Consider the following 14650-nt stretch of genomic DNA (forward strand, 5'->3'; position numbering starts at 1 on the left):
CCGCTTCGGCAACCCGGAGGTTAGGATCGCGGCAACGGCAGCCGGGATCGGCACGCCGATGGCTCGGCAAGGGGTGAGCAGCAGTGGAGCGCACGCGCGTGGCCGTCATGGGTGCGGGCAGCATCGGCACCTACTTCGGCGGGTGGCTGGCCGCCGCGGCCGATGTGACGCTCATCGGCCGAGCGCCGAACGTCGACGCCATCACCCGCGACGGCCTGACCGTCACCGACCTCGCCGGGCGCACCCGCACGGTGCCCCCCGAGACGCTCACGCTCGCGACCGAGCCGAGTGCCGTCGTCGGCGCCGACTACGTGCTCCTCACGACCAAGACCCACGGCCTGGCCGCCGCGACCCAGCAGATCGCGCCCTACCTCCAGCACGACTCGGTCGTCATCTCCCTGCAAAACGGCCTGCGCAATGCGAGCGCGATCGACGAGGCTCTCGCCGGCGCCTTCCCCAGCCGGGCCTCCCGCCCGCTCGTGCTCTCGGGCATGGTCCCCTTCAACGTCGTGCGCACCGCCGAGACGCACTGGACCCAGACGACGAGCGGACGGCCAGTGTTCAAGGACCACCCGCGCGTCGACCCCTTCGTCCGCGTCGCACAGGGCGGCGGGCTGCGCGTGGAGGTCGACCCCGACATGCGGGCGGTGCTCTTCGGCAAGCTCCTGCTCAACCTCAACAACGCGGTCAACGCGCTGACCGGCCTGCCCCTCGCCGTCGAGCTGCGCGACCGTGACTGCCGGGCCGTCCTGGCCGCCTGCCAGGACGAGGCGCTGGCCCTCGCCCGGCGAATCGGGATCTCCCCCGCGCGGATGACCCCGCTCCCGGCCGCCGCGATGCCGGCCCTGCTGCGCTCCCCCACGCCCGTCTTCAGCAACCTTGCTCGCGCCTCGCTCAAGGTCGCGCCGACGGCCCGCTCCTCCATGGCCGACGACCTCGATGCCGGTCGTCCGACCGAGATCGACGAGTTGCAGGGGGTCGTCGTGCAGCTCGGCGCCGACCACGGGTCGGCGGCCCCGGTGTGCGCCCGGATCGTCGAGCTCGTCCGCGAGGCCGAGGCGAGCGGCCCCGACCGTCGGCGCTGGAGCGGTGCCCAGCTGCGGGCGGCCGTGGGCCTGTGAGCGTCGAGACCACGCTCGCCGAGCTCGCCCTGCCGCGGGTCGTCCTCGTCACGGGCGCCGGCGCCACCGGGCCCGAGCTCGCTGCGGCCACCGCGGCCCTGGCCGTGCTCCTCGCCGTCGCCGGTCGCGACGTGGGCATCGCCGTCCCGGTCGTCACGGCGGCCGGCGAGGGCGACGCCGAGGTCATTACGCGACTGAGCGGTCGGTCGGCGCAGGAGTGGCAGCGCCTGCACGAAGCCCTCCCACCGGTCGCGGCCGCCGAGCGGGCCGGAGTCAGCCTCGCGCCGGCGGTCAAGCACGCCCTGAGGGCCGCCGGCACCGAGCACGACGCCCTGCTCCTCCACGGCGCCCACGGCCTGCTCGTGCCCCTCGACGCCCGCGGCGGGACGCTCGCGGACGTGGGCACCGCCCTTCGCTACAAGGGGGTCTCCACGGGGATCGTCCTCGTCACCGACCTGGCCGCCACCGCTCTCGACCACGTCGCCCTCGCCGCCGAGGCTCTCGGCCGGCGCGACCTGCCGGTCGTGGGGGTCGTCGTCACCGGAGTCGGCACGGAGGGCGCTCTCGAGCGGGCACACCTGCAGTCGCTCCCGCGCCTGGCCGGCGCCCCGCTGCTCGCCCTCGTACCTGCCGGGGCCGCCGACCTCGACGCGGCCACGCTCTCCTCACAGGCCCCCGCATGGTTCTCCCCAGACGACTGGTGGACGATGTCGTCATGACCTACCGGATCACCGTCGTGTGCACGGGCAACATCTGCCGCTCGCCGATGGCGGAGTGGGTGCTGCGTGAGCGCTTCGAGGCGGCCGGGCTCGGCGACCGGGTCGCGGTCGACTCCGCCGGCACCACCGCGTGGGAGGAGGGCAACCCCGCCGACCCGCGGACCATCGCGGCGATGCACCGCCACGGCCACACCGGCGACTACGCGCAGCACCGCGCCCGCGTCTTCGACAAGCGCTGGTTCGCCGACCGCGACCTCGTGCTCGCCGCCGACCACGGGCACTACACCGTGCTGCGGCGCCTCGCCGGGGTCCCCGAGGCCAAGGACCGTATCCGGATGATCCGCTCCTTCGACCCCGCCGGCCTCAAGGGTGACGCCCTGGCCATCGACGACCCCTGGTACGGCGACGACTCCGACTTCGACCGCACCTACGCGGAGATCACCGGCGCCGCCGACGGCATCGTCGACCACGTGCGCGGGCAGCTCGAGGCATGAGCAACGGGCGCCGACTCCCCTGAGAGTCGACGCCCGTCACGTGGGTGGGGCGCTGGTCAGGCGCCGAGCCGGTGCCCGTCAGGCACCGTGGGTGGCGGTCAGGCCCGCCTTGACCGAGCAGACCGGCCAGGCGCCCGGGCCCTGGCCCTCGAGGACCTCCTGGGCGATCTCGACCTGCTGCTCCGGCGTGGCCTGGGCGGCGCGGCGGGTGGTGCTGTGACGGGTGGTGGCCATGGTGATGACGCCTCCTCGTCTCGTGGCGCGGCCCGTCGAGGGCCGCGAGCAGTCGATCCTGACCGCATCGGTCACCCCGGCGGTCCAACCACCGGGCGTCGCCCACCGTAAGCACACCACCCCGCCAGGTCTCAAATCGGTAACGGCGACGAAGGGGGTGCCCGTCACCTGAGCGAGGTGACGGGCACCCCCTTCGCCAGTGGGAGGATGGGCGCCATGCAGAGCCTTGCTGACGCCACTCCCCAGATCGCCTTGGGCGCGCTCGACGGCCGCTACCGGCCCGCCGTCTCGCCGCTCATCGACTACCTGAGCGAGCCCGCGCTCAACCGCATGCGGGTCCACGTCGAGGTCGAGTGGCTGATCCACCTGACCTCCCGCCAGGTCGTGCCTGGCGTGCGGCAGCTCACCGACGACGAGCAGGCGGCGCTGCGCCAGGTCGTCGAGGACTTCGGCCCCGACGACATCGCCGAGCTCGCCGCCACCGAAAAGGTCACCCAGCACGACGTCAAGGCCGTCGAGTACTACCTCAAGGAGCGGCTGGCACAGATCGCCCCCGCCCCCGAGGACCGCGGCCTCGCCGAGCTGATCCACTTCTGCTGCACGAGCGAGGACATCAACAACCTCTCCTACGCCCTCATGGTCCAGGGCGCCGTCGAGGAGGTCTGGCTGCCGCGCGCCGACGCACTGGCCGAGGCGGTCGCATCGATGGCCGACGACCTGCGCGACGTGCCGCTGCTGGCGCACACCCACGGCCAGCCGGCGACGCCGACGACCATGGGCAAGGAGCTGGCCGTCCTCGCGCACCGCCTGATGCGCCAGCTGAAGCGGATCCAGAAGGACGAGTACCTCGGCAAGATCAACGGCGCGACCGGCACCTTCGGTGCGCACCTGGCGGCCGTGCCCGAGGCCGACTGGCTGGAGATCTCGCAGTCCTTCGTCGAGGGCCTCGGCCTGACGTGGAACCCCCTCACGACACAGATCGAGTCGCACGACTGGCAGGCGGAGATCTACGCCGACATCGCCCGGTACAACCGCGTGCTGCACAACCTGTGCACCGACGTGTGGAGCTACATCTCGATGGGCTACTTCGCGCAGGTGCGCGGCCAGGGCACCGTCGGCTCGAGCACCATGCCGCACAAGGTCAACCCGATCCGCTTCGAGAATGCCGAGGCCAACCTCGAGGTGAGCAATGCGCTGCTCGACGTCCTCGCGTCCACGCTCGTCACCTCGCGGCTGCAGCGCGACCTCACCGACTCCTCGATGCAGCGCAACATCGGCACGGCGCTCGGTCACTCCCTCTTGGCGATCGACAACGCCGGCCGCGGTCTGGCCGGGCTCGACGCGGTGCCCGAGGCGATGGCTGCCGACCTCGACCGCAACTGGGAGGTGCTCGGCGAGCCGATCCAGTCGGTGATGCGGGCCCTCGGCGCGCAGGGCGTGTCCGGCATGGAGGAGCCCTACGAGCGGCTCAAGGAGCTCACCCGCGGGCAACGCATCGGCCAGCCGGAGCTCGTCGAGTTCGTCCGCGGGCTGGGCCTGCCGGCCGACGTCGAGGAGCGCGTCGCAGCGATGACCCCCGCGACCTACACCGGCATCGCGCCCCAGCTGGTCGACCTGCTCGACTGAGCGCCTCAGCGCGGCTCGTCGTCGGCCATCCGCCCGGACCCGGGCCACCAGATGCGGTTGCCCAGATCCGCGGCGAGTGCCGGCACGAGGACCGAGCGGGTGACGATCGTGTCGAGGAGCACCCCGAAGGCGACGATGAAGGCGATCTGCGCGAGGAAGAGCAGCGGGATCACCCACAGCGCGGAGAAGGTGGCGGCCAGGACGACGCCGGCGCTGGTGATGACCCCACCCGTGACCGCGACGGCGCGACGCACGCCGCGGCGGGTCCCGACGTGCAGCGACTCCTCCCTGGCCCTGGTCATGAGGAAGATCGAGTAGTCCACCGCGAGGGCGACGAGGAAGACGAACCCGAGGACGGGCGTCGAGGGGTCAGCGCCGGGCTGGTCGAGGACACGGGTGAAGAGGATCGCCGAGACGCCCAGGGTTGCGGCGAAGGTCAGCACGTTGACCGCCACGAGCAGCCCGGCCGCGGCGACGGAGCGCAGCAGGGCCATGAGGATGAGGGTGACGACGAGCAGGATCGCGGGCACGACGACGCGGTAGTCGCGCGTGCTCGCGTCGTCGGTGTCGACCGAGGTCGCGGTCGCGCCACCGACGATGATGCCGGGATCGACCTCGTGGAGCTCGTCGCGCAGGTCGCGCACGACCTCGCGGGCCTCCGGCGACTCCGACCCGACGGTCAGGGTGGCCGAGAGCAGGGTCGAGTCCGACCCCGTCGTGGACTCCCGCGACTCGACCCGCCCGGAGACGTCGTCGTGGCCGGCGAGGACCCCCTTCGCCTCGCGGACGGCCCGGTCGGGAACGACGACCTGCACCGGCTGCTGGTCACCGCCGTCGAAGTGACGGTCGAGGACGCCCTGGCCGTCGACGGACTCCACGTCGGTGGTGAAGAACTGCGCTTGGGAGATGCCCTGGGTCGGGAAGGTCAGCGCGGCAGCCGCGGCGACGAGCAGCACGCCGGTGGTGACCACCCAGGTGGCGCGCGGGCGGGCGGTCACCCGACGTGCCACGCCGGACCACAGCCGGTGCTGGGGTCGGGACCCGCGACGCGGCACCGACGGCCAGAAGGCCGCCCGGCCCAGCAGCGCCAGGGCCGCGGGCAGCAGGGTAAGCGAGGCGACCATGGCGCCGGCGATGCCGAGGGCACCGACCGGCCCCAGGCCCGAGATGTTGCCGAGGTCGGACAGGAGCAGGCACAGCAGACCGGCGATCACGGTGCCGCCGCTGGCGGCGACCGGGCCGAGGGTCTGGCGCCACGCGATGCGCAGCGCCGGCAGGGGATCGGCCGCGTGCAGCTCCTCACGGTAGCGGGCGACGAGCAGCAGCGAGTAGTCCGTCGCGGCACCGACGACGAGGATGAAGAGGATCCCCTGGCTCTGCCCGGACAGCTGGATCACATCGGCCGCGGCCATCGGATGGATGACCAGGGCCGCGAGCGCCAGCCCGAAGATGCTCGTCAGGAGCACGACGAAGGGGAGGACGGGACTGCGGTAGACGACGAGCAGGATGACGAGCACGACGACGAGCGTGACGAGAAGCAGCAGACCATCGATCCCCGCGAAGGCCTCGCCGAGGTCGGCGGCGAAGCCCGCCGGACCGGTCACCGACACCTGCGCCCCGTCGACGTCGGGAGCGAGGTCACCGCGCAGGTCGTCGACAACCAGGTCGGAGATGGCCGTCTCGTCGACGGTCTCCTCGACGGCAGCCGCGTCGAGAGCCAGGACGACGATCGCCGCGTCGCCGTCCTCCGACGGGATCACCGGGATCCGTTGCGCCGCAAGGTAGTCCGACACCGTGCCCGGCGCTGAGTCGAGCTGCTGACCCGGCAGTTCCTTCGCCCAAGCGCCGAGCTCCCCCAGCTGCTGGCGGTCCAACCCCTCGCCGGACTCCACCGCCACGATGAGCGGCAGCGTCGCGTCGGCCTCGAAGTCGGGGAGCTGCTCGGCCACGCGGGTCGACTCGGCCTCCTGGGGCAGGAAAGAAGCCTGGTCGTTGTCCTGCACGCTCGACAGCTGGCCGACGAGCGGGCCACCCACAGCCGCCACGACGAACCAGAGAACGATGACGAGACCGGCGAGGAGTCGGGGGACGACTCCGGACCGCGAGAGGGAGGGCATGCCCAAACCTTAGACGAACATTGAACAATCCTCCACGGCGCCAGCGCGGTGACCGGCCCCGGCGTGCCTCAGCGCAGGGCGCTCAGGGCCGAGGCAGTGGCGATGAACAGGGTGCGACGACGTCGGCGCATGGCGACCTCCTGGTGGCCGCTCCGCGTCGATCGTCTGGTGACTCGAGAGTAGACGCCGGGACGGGCCGACAGTGGCTGGCGACCGTCCATACCGAAGGCCCTGCACCATACGGACGGCCTCGCGATCGACCCAGTCGGGGGCTGAGTCAACGCATCGCGTCGGCGAGCGCCAGCGCGCTCGCACCCCAGCCCGCGGCCGTCGGGTGGACGAACTCCTTGAGCTCACGCCCCGGCGCGAGGACCGGGACCAGCCAGGCATTGCTGTTGTTCGCGACGACGTGCGGGTCGATACCGTGCGTGTAGCCGCCCCAGTCACGCTTGACGTCGACGAAGGTGAACCCGCCCTGACCGCCGTTGGCTCGTGACAGCTCGGCCATCGCCGCCCGCTGCAGCGTGTCGCCGCGCAGCTGCATCCGCGAGAGCTCCTGCCCGGCGTCGTAGGTCGAGCTCAGGCGGAAGCTGTCGGTGTTGATCAGGTGCGGGTAGCCCAGCAGGTAGACGTGCGCACGCCCGCCGGAGCGGTCGTGGACCGCCTGCAGCGTCTCTACGAGCCGGGGCTTCAGCGACGTCAGCTCCACGTTTGCCGCGTCGATGCGGGCCTTGCAGCTTCCCGCCGCGCGCAGCACGAGGCAGTCGATGACGATCGAGGTGAAGCCCACGTCGTTGCCGCCCGTGGTGACGAAGACGGCGTCCGTCGAACGGTCGACCGCGTCGATCTGCGGTGCGGCCTGCAGCTGGCAGCGGACCGTCGCGGTGTAGAGATCGCCCGCCGACGCGCTCGAGCTGAGGGTGTAGACGTAGGAGAAGTCCGGCTCGGCGGGCGCGCCGCAGAGGTGGTCCGCCTTCGCCCTCGCCAGCCACTGGGCCCGGGCATCGACGGCCCCGGCCGGGATCCGGTAGGTGCGCGTGCGCCACGACGGCGACCCGATGTCGCGCGGCTGGAGGATGTCTGCGGTCACGCCACCGCTGCACGCCGCATTGGTGTAGGTCGCGCCCTTGAGCTGCGCGACCCGGGCGCCGTAGTTGTTCGGCGAGCGCCAGCACGACTTCTCCTCGTAGCTGCCCGCGCCGTTGCCGGAGGAGAAGGAGTCGCCGAGCTGGACGAAGTGCTGGCGCGACTCGACCGGGGCGCTCGGAGCGGCGTTCGAGGGACCCGCACCGACGGTGGCGGCCGCGGCCGCAACGACGGTGACGATGGACAAGGTGCGAGCGCGCATGGCTTCCTCCCGGGCAGAGCCGGTCGCCGTCGACCGGTGTTACTTGACAGTAACTTCCGGTCCGGTGACGCGCACGGCCAGGCGCACGACGTCTCGGGATGCGGGAAGGTGCGGCCGACCCCCTTCGTCCGGGGCCGTGGGCTCAGGCCAGGCGCACGAGCGCCGAGGGGTCCTCCTGCGGGAGCCTGCCCTCGGTGAGTGTGGCGGTGACGACCTGACGGTTGAAGGTCGTGCGGCCACCGCGCGTGGTGAGGAAGGCGGTGTCGGCCGCGTCGCGGCCGGTGGCTATGCGGACCATCGCCTCGCGGGGGGCCAGTCGGGTCGCGTCGACGATGTGCCACGCGTCGTCGACCCAGGCCTCGGCCACGGCGTGGAAGTCCATCGGCTGCAGCCCCGGGGCGTAGACCGAGACGAGCCGCGCGGGGGTGCCGAGCGCCCGCAACAGCGCGACGACGACGTGCGCGAAGTCGCGGCACACCCCCGAGGCCTGGAGGATCGAGTCGACCGCGCCGTCCGTGCCGCGGCTCGAGCCGGAGATGTAGGCCATGTGCGTGTTGACCCACTCGCCGATCGCGTTGACCCGCTCCACCCCACCCTGCGTCGGGAAGAGCTGCGCCGCCATCGGGGCGAGGCGGTCGGACTCCGCGTAGCGGCTCGGCCGGGTGAAGACCCAGCGGTCGAAGTCGATCTCACGCCCCACCTGGTCACCGGTCGGCCTGGTGATGTCGACAACCGCGCGATAGGTCACCTCGAGCCAGCCGTCGCCCACCTCGTCGACGACGTGCAGCCGAGTGCCGTGGTTGCCGGCAAGCTCTCGCGCCTCGACCTGCTTGCCACCCGCGTGGATGAGGATCTCCTCCTCGAGGATGTCGTGCGCGCTGGACACGGCGAAGGAGAGGAGCGCCTCGCGGACGCCGGTCGTGCCGTAGGCGAACTTGGTCCCCACGGTGGCGGTGAGCGGCGTGGAGTCGGCGGCGACGATGGCGAGGTCGGTCATGGACCCATAGGACCGCGCCGGGGCGGCTGGCGTCAAAGCGAAGGGGGCGGGGGCTCAGCCGGCAGGGGCGACCGCGAGCAGGGTCGAGAGGGCGCCGAGGGCCTCGGGGTTGATCCAGTAGTAGACGTAGGTGCCGCGCCGCTCGCAGTCGACGAGCCCGGCCTCGCGGAGCAGCTTGAGGTGGTGCGAGATCGTTCCCGACGACAGGTCGAAGGCCGGGGTGATCTCGCAGACGCACAACTCGGGCTGCGCGGCGATCATCGAGACCATGCGCAGCCGGACCGGGTCGCCGAGCGCCTTGAAGACCGGCGCCAGACGAGCCGCGTCGGCCTCGGTGACGGGCGAGGTCGCCAGCCCGCAGCAGGTCACCGCCTGCTCACCGGGGACCGACTCGAGGATGCTCACGGACCTATCTTGACACTTTTCAAATCAACGGACCATGCTGGCCACAGCAGTTGATTCGACATCCATCGAAGCAGGAGCTTCTCGTGATCCCCACGACCCCCACCCGCGACGCCGTGCGCGAGCGCTATGCCGCTGCCGCCCGGTCCCACCTCACGGGAGACGCCAGCCCGTGCTGCAGCGGGTCCCGCTCCGGGGGCGAGCCCGACCCGATCACCGTCGGTCTCTACGAGAGGACGGACTCCCCTTCGGACGCGGCACTCGCAGCCTCGCTCGGGTGCGGCAACCCGACGGCCCTCGCCGACCTCTCCCCCGGCGAGGACGTCCTCGACCTGGGCTCCGGCGGCGGTCTCGACGTGCTGCTCTCCGCGCGCCGCGTCGGCCCCACCGGCACCGCGACCGGGCTCGACATGACTGACGAGATGCTCGAGCTCGCCCGCCGCAACCAGGCCGAGGCCGGCATCGCCAATGCGCGCTTCGTCCGTGGCCGGATCGAGGCCATCCCGCTCGATGACGCGAGCGTCGACGTCGTCATCTCCAACTGCGTCATCAACCTCAGCGCGGACAAGGACGCCGTGATCCGTGAGGCGCACCGCGTGCTGCGGCCGGACGGACGCTTCGCCGTCGCCGACGTCGTCCTCCTCCGCGGGATCCCCGATGCGCTGCGCGGCATCGTCGGTCTGTGGACCGGCTGCATCTCCGGAGCCCTGCTCGACACCGCCTATGTCGAGCGGCTCACGGCGGTGGGCTTCACCGACGCCTCCGTGGAGATCACGCGCACCTACGGCCGCGACGACCTGCACCGCCTGTCCGGCCTCGTGGGCGACCAGCTGCCGCATGGCTGGACGCTCGAGCAGGTGGTCGACGCGCTCGACGGGTCCTTCGCCAGCGCCTTCGTCCGCGCGAGCAAGCCCGCCGAGCAGTGAGCGTCGACACCGCCCCCGGACAGGCGCCCGCTCGCCTGTCGACCCTCGACCGGTGGCTGCCAGCGTGGATCGGGCTGGCGATGGTCGCCGGCCTCCTCCTCGGCCGGCTCGTCCCCGGCCTGGGTGGCGTGCTGAGCGCCATCGAGGTCGACGGGATCTCGCTGCCGATCGCGCTCGGCCTGCTCGTGATGATGTACCCCGTGCTCGCCAAGGTCCGCTACGACCGGCTCGACACCGTGACCTCCGACCGCCGCCTGCTCGGGTCCTCGCTGCTGCTCAACTGGCTCGTCGGGCCGGCGCTGATGTTTGCCCTCGCCTGGGCCCTCCTGCCCGAACTGCCCGAGTACCGCACCGGCCTGATCATCGTCGGGCTCGCCCGCTGCATCGCCATGGTCATCATCTGGAACGACCTGGCCTGCGGCGACCGCGACGCCGCCGCCGTTCTCGTGGCACTCAACTCGCTCTTCCAGGTCGTCGCCTTCGCCGGGCTCGGCTGGTTCTACCTGTCGGTCCTGCCCGGCTGGCTCGGCCTCGAGCAGGCCGTCCTCGACGTCTCTGCGTGGCAGATCGCCAAGTCCGTCCTGATCTTCCTCGGCATCCCCCTGCTCGCCGGCTACCTCTCCCGTCGCATCGGCGAGCGCCGTTGGGGGCGAAGGGAGTACGAGGAGACCTTCCTGCCGAAGGTCGGGCCCTGGGCCCTCTACGGGTTGCTCTTCACCATCGTCGTGCTCTTCGCCCTGCAGGGCGAGGCCATCACCTCCAGGCCCCTCGACGTCGTCCGGATCGCCCTGCCGCTGCTCGCCTACTTCGCCCTGATGTGGGGTGCCGGCTATCTCCTCGGCCGGACCCTGGGCATGGGCTACGAGCGCACGACGACGCTCGCCTTCACCGCGGCGGGCAACAACTTCGAGCTCGCCATCGCCGTGGCCATCGCGACCTTCGGCGCGACGAGCGGCCAGGCCCTCGCCGGCGTCGTCGGGCCGCTCATCGAGGTCCCCGTCCTCGTCGGCCTGGTCTACGTCAGCCTCGCCCTTCGCACGCGCTTTCCCTCCCCTTCGCCCGACCTGCAGGAGGTCCGATGACCCCGTCCGTGCTCTACGTCTGCGTGCACAACGCGGGCCGCTCGCAGATGGCCGCGGCCTACACACGGGCCCTCTCCGGGGGCGCCGTCGAGGTGCGCTCCGCCGGCTCCGCGCCCGCCGACTCGATCAACCCGGCCGTCCACGCGGCGATGCTCGAGGAGGGCATCGACCTGTCCGCCGAGCGGCCCAAGGTGCTGACCACCGACGCCGTGCAGGCCAGCGACGTCGTCATCACAATGGGGTGCGGTGATGCCTGCCCGATCTTCCCCGGCAAGCGCTACGAGGACTGGCAGCTCGACGACCCCGCCGGCCAGGGTATCGAGGCCGTGCGGCCGATCCGCGACGAGATCCGGGGGCGGGTGCAGGAGCTGCTCGCCTCGCTCGGGATGGACGCGTGACGGATCACTGACCGGGTCTCGAGGCTCAGCCGTGGACGGCCTCGCACCTCGACCAACGGTGGGTCGCGGACCTCAGCCGGTGGGCTGCGCCAGGGCGAGGACCTCGGCGCTCGGCAGCGCCGCGAGCTCGGCCGCGTCGACGAGCAGCTTGGAGCCGCGCACGCCCGAGCCGATGACGACCTCGCCGGCGGCAACGACCGCCTCGTCGACGAGCACGGGCCACCCCTCCGGCAGCCCGACGGGGGTGATGCCGCCGTACTCCATGCCGGTGACCTCGACGGCCTCGTCCATCGGGGCGAAGGAGATCTTGCGTGCGTCGACGTGCCGGCGCACGACGCCGTTGATGTCCGCCCGGTCCGTCGCGAGGACGAGGACGGCGGCGTGCCGGGTCTCCCCTCCCCTTCGGCCCGCGACGACGACGCAGTTGGCGGAGAACTGCGGCGGCGACGCATAGGCCTCGCAGAAGGCGGCGGTGTCCGCCAGCTCGGGGTCGATCTCGGCCACGCGGGCCGAGGGGAGCGCTGCGATCGCCGCGGCGACGGGCGCGGCGAGCAGGTCGGTGTGTTCGCTCGCGGGAGCCCAGGTGAGAGTGCCGGCTGCGGTGGTCATCCCTCGACCCTATGCCCGCCCCGACCTAGGCTGTCGGTGACCACGAGGAGGTGACCGATGGCGGAGTCCGGCCGACGGCGCACGCTGGAGCGCGCCTGGGAGCACTGGCGCGAGGGCAGTGCTCCCGAGCAGGTGCGCCCCGAGATCCTCTCGTCGTGGGAGCGGTCCGCCGAGCACCTGCCCGCCAGCGTCGACGCGGCCCCCCTGGCCGACGAAGGGGAGACCGCCAGCCTCTTCGCGGAGTCACCGCTGTCGGCCGCGGTCGCTCGGCTCGAGGGGGCGCTGCGCTCCGCGGCCGAGGACGGCGATCTCGTCGTCGCGGTCACCGACCCCCAGACCCGGATCCTGTGGACCTACGGCGGGCGGGTCATGCGCAGCGCCGCCGAGCAGGTCAACTTCGTCGCCGGCGGCCGGTGGGACGAGGGCAGCGTCGGTACCAATGCGCTCAACCTCGCGCTGCGCACCGATGCCGTCTCGACCGTCTTCGCCGCCGAGCACTTCGCCCCGATCATCCACAACTGGGTCTGCTGGGCCGCGCCCGTGCACGACCCGGTAACCGGCGCGCAGCTCGGGGTGCTCGACCTGTCGACGACGTGGGACCGCAGCCACCCGATCGGGGCCGCGACCGCGCAGGCGCTCGCCAGGCTGCTCGAGACCGCGATCCCCGCCTCGTCGATCGCCTCTACGCTGACCGTGCCCGCGCAGCAGGGCCTGCACCTACGGCTGCTCGGCGCGAGCGAGGTCCACCTCGACGGCTCGCGCGTGCTGCTCACCCGCCGCCAGGTCGAGATCCTCGCGATCCTCGCCCTGCGCCGCGAGGGACTCGCGCTCGGCGAGCTGCACGCCCACCTCTACGGCGACGAGCGGGTGTCGACGAGCACCCTGAAGTCCGAGGTCAGTCAGCTGCGATCGGCCCTCGGCGGCCGCCTGGCCTCCAGGCCCTATCGGCTCGACCTGCCCGTGACGAGCGATGTCGACGCGGTGCGGGCGGCCGTGCGCCGCGGCGATGCCCGCGCTGCCGTCGACGCCTACGGCGGCGACCTCGTCCCCGGCACCAGCTCGCCGCTGCTCACCGAGACCGCCGACTACCTCGCCGTCGCCGTCCGCGAGTGCCTGCTCACCGACCCCGATCCCTCGGCCGTGCTCGCCTACAGCGAGGTCGTGGCCGACGCCGAGGTGCTCCAGCGGGCGCTCGACGAGCTCGGCGAGGCTCGCCACCCGGCCACGGCGCCGCTCACCGCGCGGTTGGCGGCGGTGCTGCGGTAGGGCGGTAGCGTCGGGTCAGTGTCAGGGTGATGTTGCCGCTGTTGCGGTGGTTGGATCCTGAGCACTGGGTGTCTGGCTCGTAGCGTCGTTGTCGCCTTCGGGCTGATGAGCATGCGTTTTGCCGGCACCTGGTGTGAAGGACCGGCCGGCGTGACTTGATAGGAGCGTGGCATCGCCCCCACTGAGATGTGTCCGCCGACCGGCCCAACCGTCCAGTCACTCGTCAGTGAAGGAGGCAACCACCATGGTTGTTGTTGGAGCCGATGTCCACAAGCGCACGCACACCTTTGTCGCGGTTGATGCCGTGGGCAAGCAGGTCGGGCAGGTCACCGTCGCGGCTGTCACAGAGGGCCACCGCAAGGCGCTGGCCTGGGCCCGGGAACGTTTCGGGGACGAGCTCGTGTGGGCCATCGAGGACTGCCGGCACCTGTCCGCTCGCTTGGAGCGTGACCTGCTGACCGCTGGGCAGCACGTGGTGCGGGTGCCGCCGAAGATGATGGCCGAGCAGCGTCGGGTGGCGCGTACCCGAGGCAAGTCCGACCCGATCGACGCGCTGGCCGTGGCCCGGGCCTACCTGCGCGAGCCGAGCCTGCCGGTGGCCTCGCACGACGAGACCTCCCGGGAGCTGAAGCTGCTTGTCGACCGCCGCGAAACCCTTGTCGCGCAACGCACCGCGGTCATCAACTCGCTGTTGTGGCGGGTGCACGAGCTCGACCCTGCCCACGCGCCCAAGGCTGGCTCGTTGGACCTGGCCAAGCACCAGCAAGCCCTGCGGGGGTGGCTGACCACCCTGGACGGGGTCGTGGCCGAACTGGCGTTGGACGAGCTCGACGACATCATCGCCCTGACCGCCCGGGCCAAGGCGTACGAGAAGCGCATCACCGCGATGACCGAGCAGGCCGCGCCGACCCTGCTGGCCATGCCCGGGGTGGGCGCGTTGACCGCCGCCAAGCTGGTCGGTGAGTCCGCCGGAGCATCCCGCTTCCACTCCGAGGCCGCGTTCGCACGCCACGCCGGGGTCGCGCCCATCCCGGTCTGGTCGGGCAACACCGCCGGGCGAGTTCGGATGACCCGCTCGGGCAACCGCCAGCTCAACGCCGCGCTGCACCGCATCGCGATCACCCAGATCCGCCTCGAAGGATCGCTGGGCAAGACGTACTACGAGAAGAAGAAGGCCGAAGGCATGTCCAACCGCGAGGCCCTGCGTTGCCTCAAGCGACGCCTGGCACGCGTCGTTTTCCACCACCTGACCACCGACCACACCACTGATCAATCGACTGCCCTGCCAGCAGCTGCTTGACATAGGAGAAA

15 protein-coding genes are annotated in these 14650 nt (G+C 71.9%); 9 read left to right on the top strand and 6 right to left on the bottom strand.

Annotation, left to right across the window (positions count from 1 at the left end; all coding sequences use genetic code 11):
* The first annotated feature begins 83 nt into the window (after positions 1–83).
* Genes NYE39_RS09055 through NYE39_RS09065 form a run of 3 tightly spaced genes read left to right on the top strand, consistent with a single transcriptional unit; the run spans position 84 to position 2334 of the window.
* Positions 84–1121 (top strand): 2-dehydropantoate 2-reductase, encoded by a 1038-nt coding sequence (locus NYE39_RS09055; protein ID WP_205703069.1) that lies wholly within the window; start codon positions 84–86, stop codon positions 1119–1121.
* A complete protein-coding gene (gene bioD / locus NYE39_RS09060; RefSeq protein ID WP_341012457.1) occupies positions 1118–1840 on the top strand; it encodes an ATP-dependent dethiobiotin synthetase BioD in 723 nt (240 codons plus the stop codon). The genes NYE39_RS09055 and bioD overlap by 4 nt, the downstream gene beginning before the upstream one ends.
* Positions 1837–2334 carry a low molecular weight protein-tyrosine-phosphatase gene (locus tag NYE39_RS09065; RefSeq protein ID WP_341012458.1) on the top strand — a complete coding sequence of 166 codons (498 nt, stop codon included), beginning with the start codon at positions 1837–1839 and terminating at the stop codon, positions 2332–2334. The genes bioD and NYE39_RS09065 overlap by 4 nt, the downstream gene beginning before the upstream one ends.
* A 78-nt stretch (positions 2335–2412) precedes the next feature.
* Here NYE39_RS09065 and NYE39_RS09070 read toward each other — a convergent pair whose 3' ends face one another.
* Positions 2413–2568, bottom strand: coding sequence for a transglycosylase family protein (locus NYE39_RS09070; protein WP_083546205.1), 156 nt, complete (start codon positions 2566–2568; stop codon positions 2413–2415).
* Positions 2569–2784: 216 nt separating this feature from the next.
* Here NYE39_RS09070 and purB point away from each other — a divergent pair, with 216 nt between their 5' ends.
* Positions 2785–4194, top strand: coding sequence for an adenylosuccinate lyase (gene purB, locus NYE39_RS09075; protein ID WP_192910986.1), 1410 nt, complete (start codon positions 2785–2787; stop codon positions 4192–4194).
* Between the two features lie 5 nt (positions 4195–4199).
* On the opposite strand, the gene NYE39_RS09080 is transcribed toward purB, so the two are convergent.
* From NYE39_RS09080 to NYE39_RS09095, 4 genes are all read right to left on the bottom strand, one after another.
* Positions 4200–6311, bottom strand: coding sequence for an MMPL family transporter (locus NYE39_RS09080; RefSeq protein ID WP_341012459.1), 2112 nt, complete (start codon positions 6309–6311; stop codon positions 4200–4202).
* A 277-nt stretch (positions 6312–6588) separates the two neighbouring features.
* A complete protein-coding gene (locus tag NYE39_RS09085; RefSeq protein WP_341012460.1) occupies positions 6589–7659 on the bottom strand; it encodes an SGNH/GDSL hydrolase family protein in 1071 nt (356 codons plus the stop codon).
* A gap of 142 nt (positions 7660–7801) precedes the next feature.
* Entirely contained in the window at positions 7802–8656 is an 855-nt protein-coding gene (locus NYE39_RS09090) for a transglutaminase-like domain-containing protein (protein WP_072625683.1), read from the bottom strand.
* A 54-nt stretch (positions 8657–8710) separates the two neighbouring features.
* On the bottom strand, positions 8711–9061 hold the full coding sequence (locus NYE39_RS09095) for an ArsR/SmtB family transcription factor (RefSeq protein WP_072625684.1): 351 nt from the start codon (positions 9059–9061) through the stop codon (positions 8711–8713).
* Between the two features lie 83 nt (positions 9062–9144).
* Here NYE39_RS09095 and arsM point away from each other — a divergent pair, with 83 nt between their 5' ends.
* From arsM to NYE39_RS09110, 3 genes are read left to right on the top strand one after another with little or no spacing between them, the layout of a single operon-like run.
* Positions 9145–9984 (top strand): arsenite methyltransferase, encoded by an 840-nt coding sequence (arsM, locus tag NYE39_RS09100; RefSeq protein ID WP_205703070.1) that lies wholly within the window; start codon positions 9145–9147, stop codon positions 9982–9984.
* On the top strand, positions 9981–11066 hold the full coding sequence (arsB, locus tag NYE39_RS09105) for an ACR3 family arsenite efflux transporter (protein ID WP_072625685.1): 1086 nt from the start codon (positions 9981–9983) through the stop codon (positions 11064–11066). The genes arsM and arsB overlap by 4 nt, the downstream gene beginning before the upstream one ends.
* Complete coding sequence (locus NYE39_RS09110; protein ID WP_341012461.1) at positions 11063–11464, top strand: arsenate reductase ArsC; 402 nt, start codon at positions 11063–11065, stop codon at positions 11462–11464. The genes arsB and NYE39_RS09110 overlap by 4 nt, the downstream gene beginning before the upstream one ends.
* A gap of 72 nt (positions 11465–11536) precedes the next feature.
* Here the strand turns inward: NYE39_RS09110 and NYE39_RS09115 are convergent, their stop codons facing one another.
* Positions 11537–12073 carry a YbaK/EbsC family protein gene (locus tag NYE39_RS09115; RefSeq protein ID WP_072625687.1) on the bottom strand — a complete coding sequence of 179 codons (537 nt, stop codon included), beginning with the start codon at positions 12071–12073 and terminating at the stop codon, positions 11537–11539.
* A gap of 57 nt (positions 12074–12130) precedes the next feature.
* Here NYE39_RS09115 and NYE39_RS09120 point away from each other — a divergent pair, with 57 nt between their 5' ends.
* Both NYE39_RS09120 and NYE39_RS09125 read left to right on the top strand, forming a co-directional pair.
* Positions 12131–13339: a histidine kinase gene (locus tag NYE39_RS09120; RefSeq protein WP_072625688.1), complete on the top strand. Its 1209-nt coding sequence runs from the start codon at positions 12131–12133 to the stop codon at positions 13337–13339.
* A 226-nt stretch (positions 13340–13565) separates the two neighbouring features.
* Positions 13566–14639: an IS110 family transposase gene (locus NYE39_RS09125; RefSeq protein ID WP_341012462.1), complete on the top strand. Its 1074-nt coding sequence runs from the start codon at positions 13566–13568 to the stop codon at positions 14637–14639.
* Positions 14640–14650 lie beyond the last annotated feature (11 nt).

It is taken from the genome of Janibacter sp. FSL W8-0316 (assembly GCF_038004165.1).
GTDB classification, from domain to species: Bacteria; Actinomycetota; Actinomycetes; order Actinomycetales; family Dermatophilaceae; genus Janibacter; species Janibacter indicus.

Excerpts from the sequence above, each read along its gene's own strand:
- NYE39_RS09065 (WP_341012458.1), top strand. The coding sequence starts at position 1,837 with ATGACCTACCGGATCACCGTCGTGTGCACGGGCAACATCTGCCGCTCG.
- NYE39_RS09070 (WP_083546205.1), bottom strand. The coding sequence starts at position 2,568 with ATGGCCACCACCCGTCACAGCACCACCCGCCGCGCCGCCCAGGCCACG.
- purB (WP_192910986.1), top strand. The coding sequence starts at position 2,785 with ATGCAGAGCCTTGCTGACGCCACTCCCCAGATCGCCTTGGGCGCGCTC.
- NYE39_RS09080 (WP_341012459.1), bottom strand. The coding sequence starts at position 6,311 with ATGCCCTCCCTCTCGCGGTCCGGAGTCGTCCCCCGACTCCTCGCCGGT.
- NYE39_RS09085 (WP_341012460.1), bottom strand. The coding sequence starts at position 7,659 with ATGCGCGCTCGCACCTTGTCCATCGTCACCGTCGTTGCGGCCGCGGCC.
- NYE39_RS09090 (WP_072625683.1), bottom strand. The coding sequence starts at position 8,656 with ATGACCGACCTCGCCATCGTCGCCGCCGACTCCACGCCGCTCACCGCC.
- NYE39_RS09110 (WP_341012461.1), top strand. The coding sequence starts at position 11,063 with ATGACCCCGTCCGTGCTCTACGTCTGCGTGCACAACGCGGGCCGCTCG.
- NYE39_RS09115 (WP_072625687.1), bottom strand. The coding sequence starts at position 12,073 with ATGACCACCGCAGCCGGCACTCTCACCTGGGCTCCCGCGAGCGAACAC.
- NYE39_RS09120 (WP_072625688.1), top strand. The coding sequence starts at position 12,131 with ATGGCGGAGTCCGGCCGACGGCGCACGCTGGAGCGCGCCTGGGAGCAC.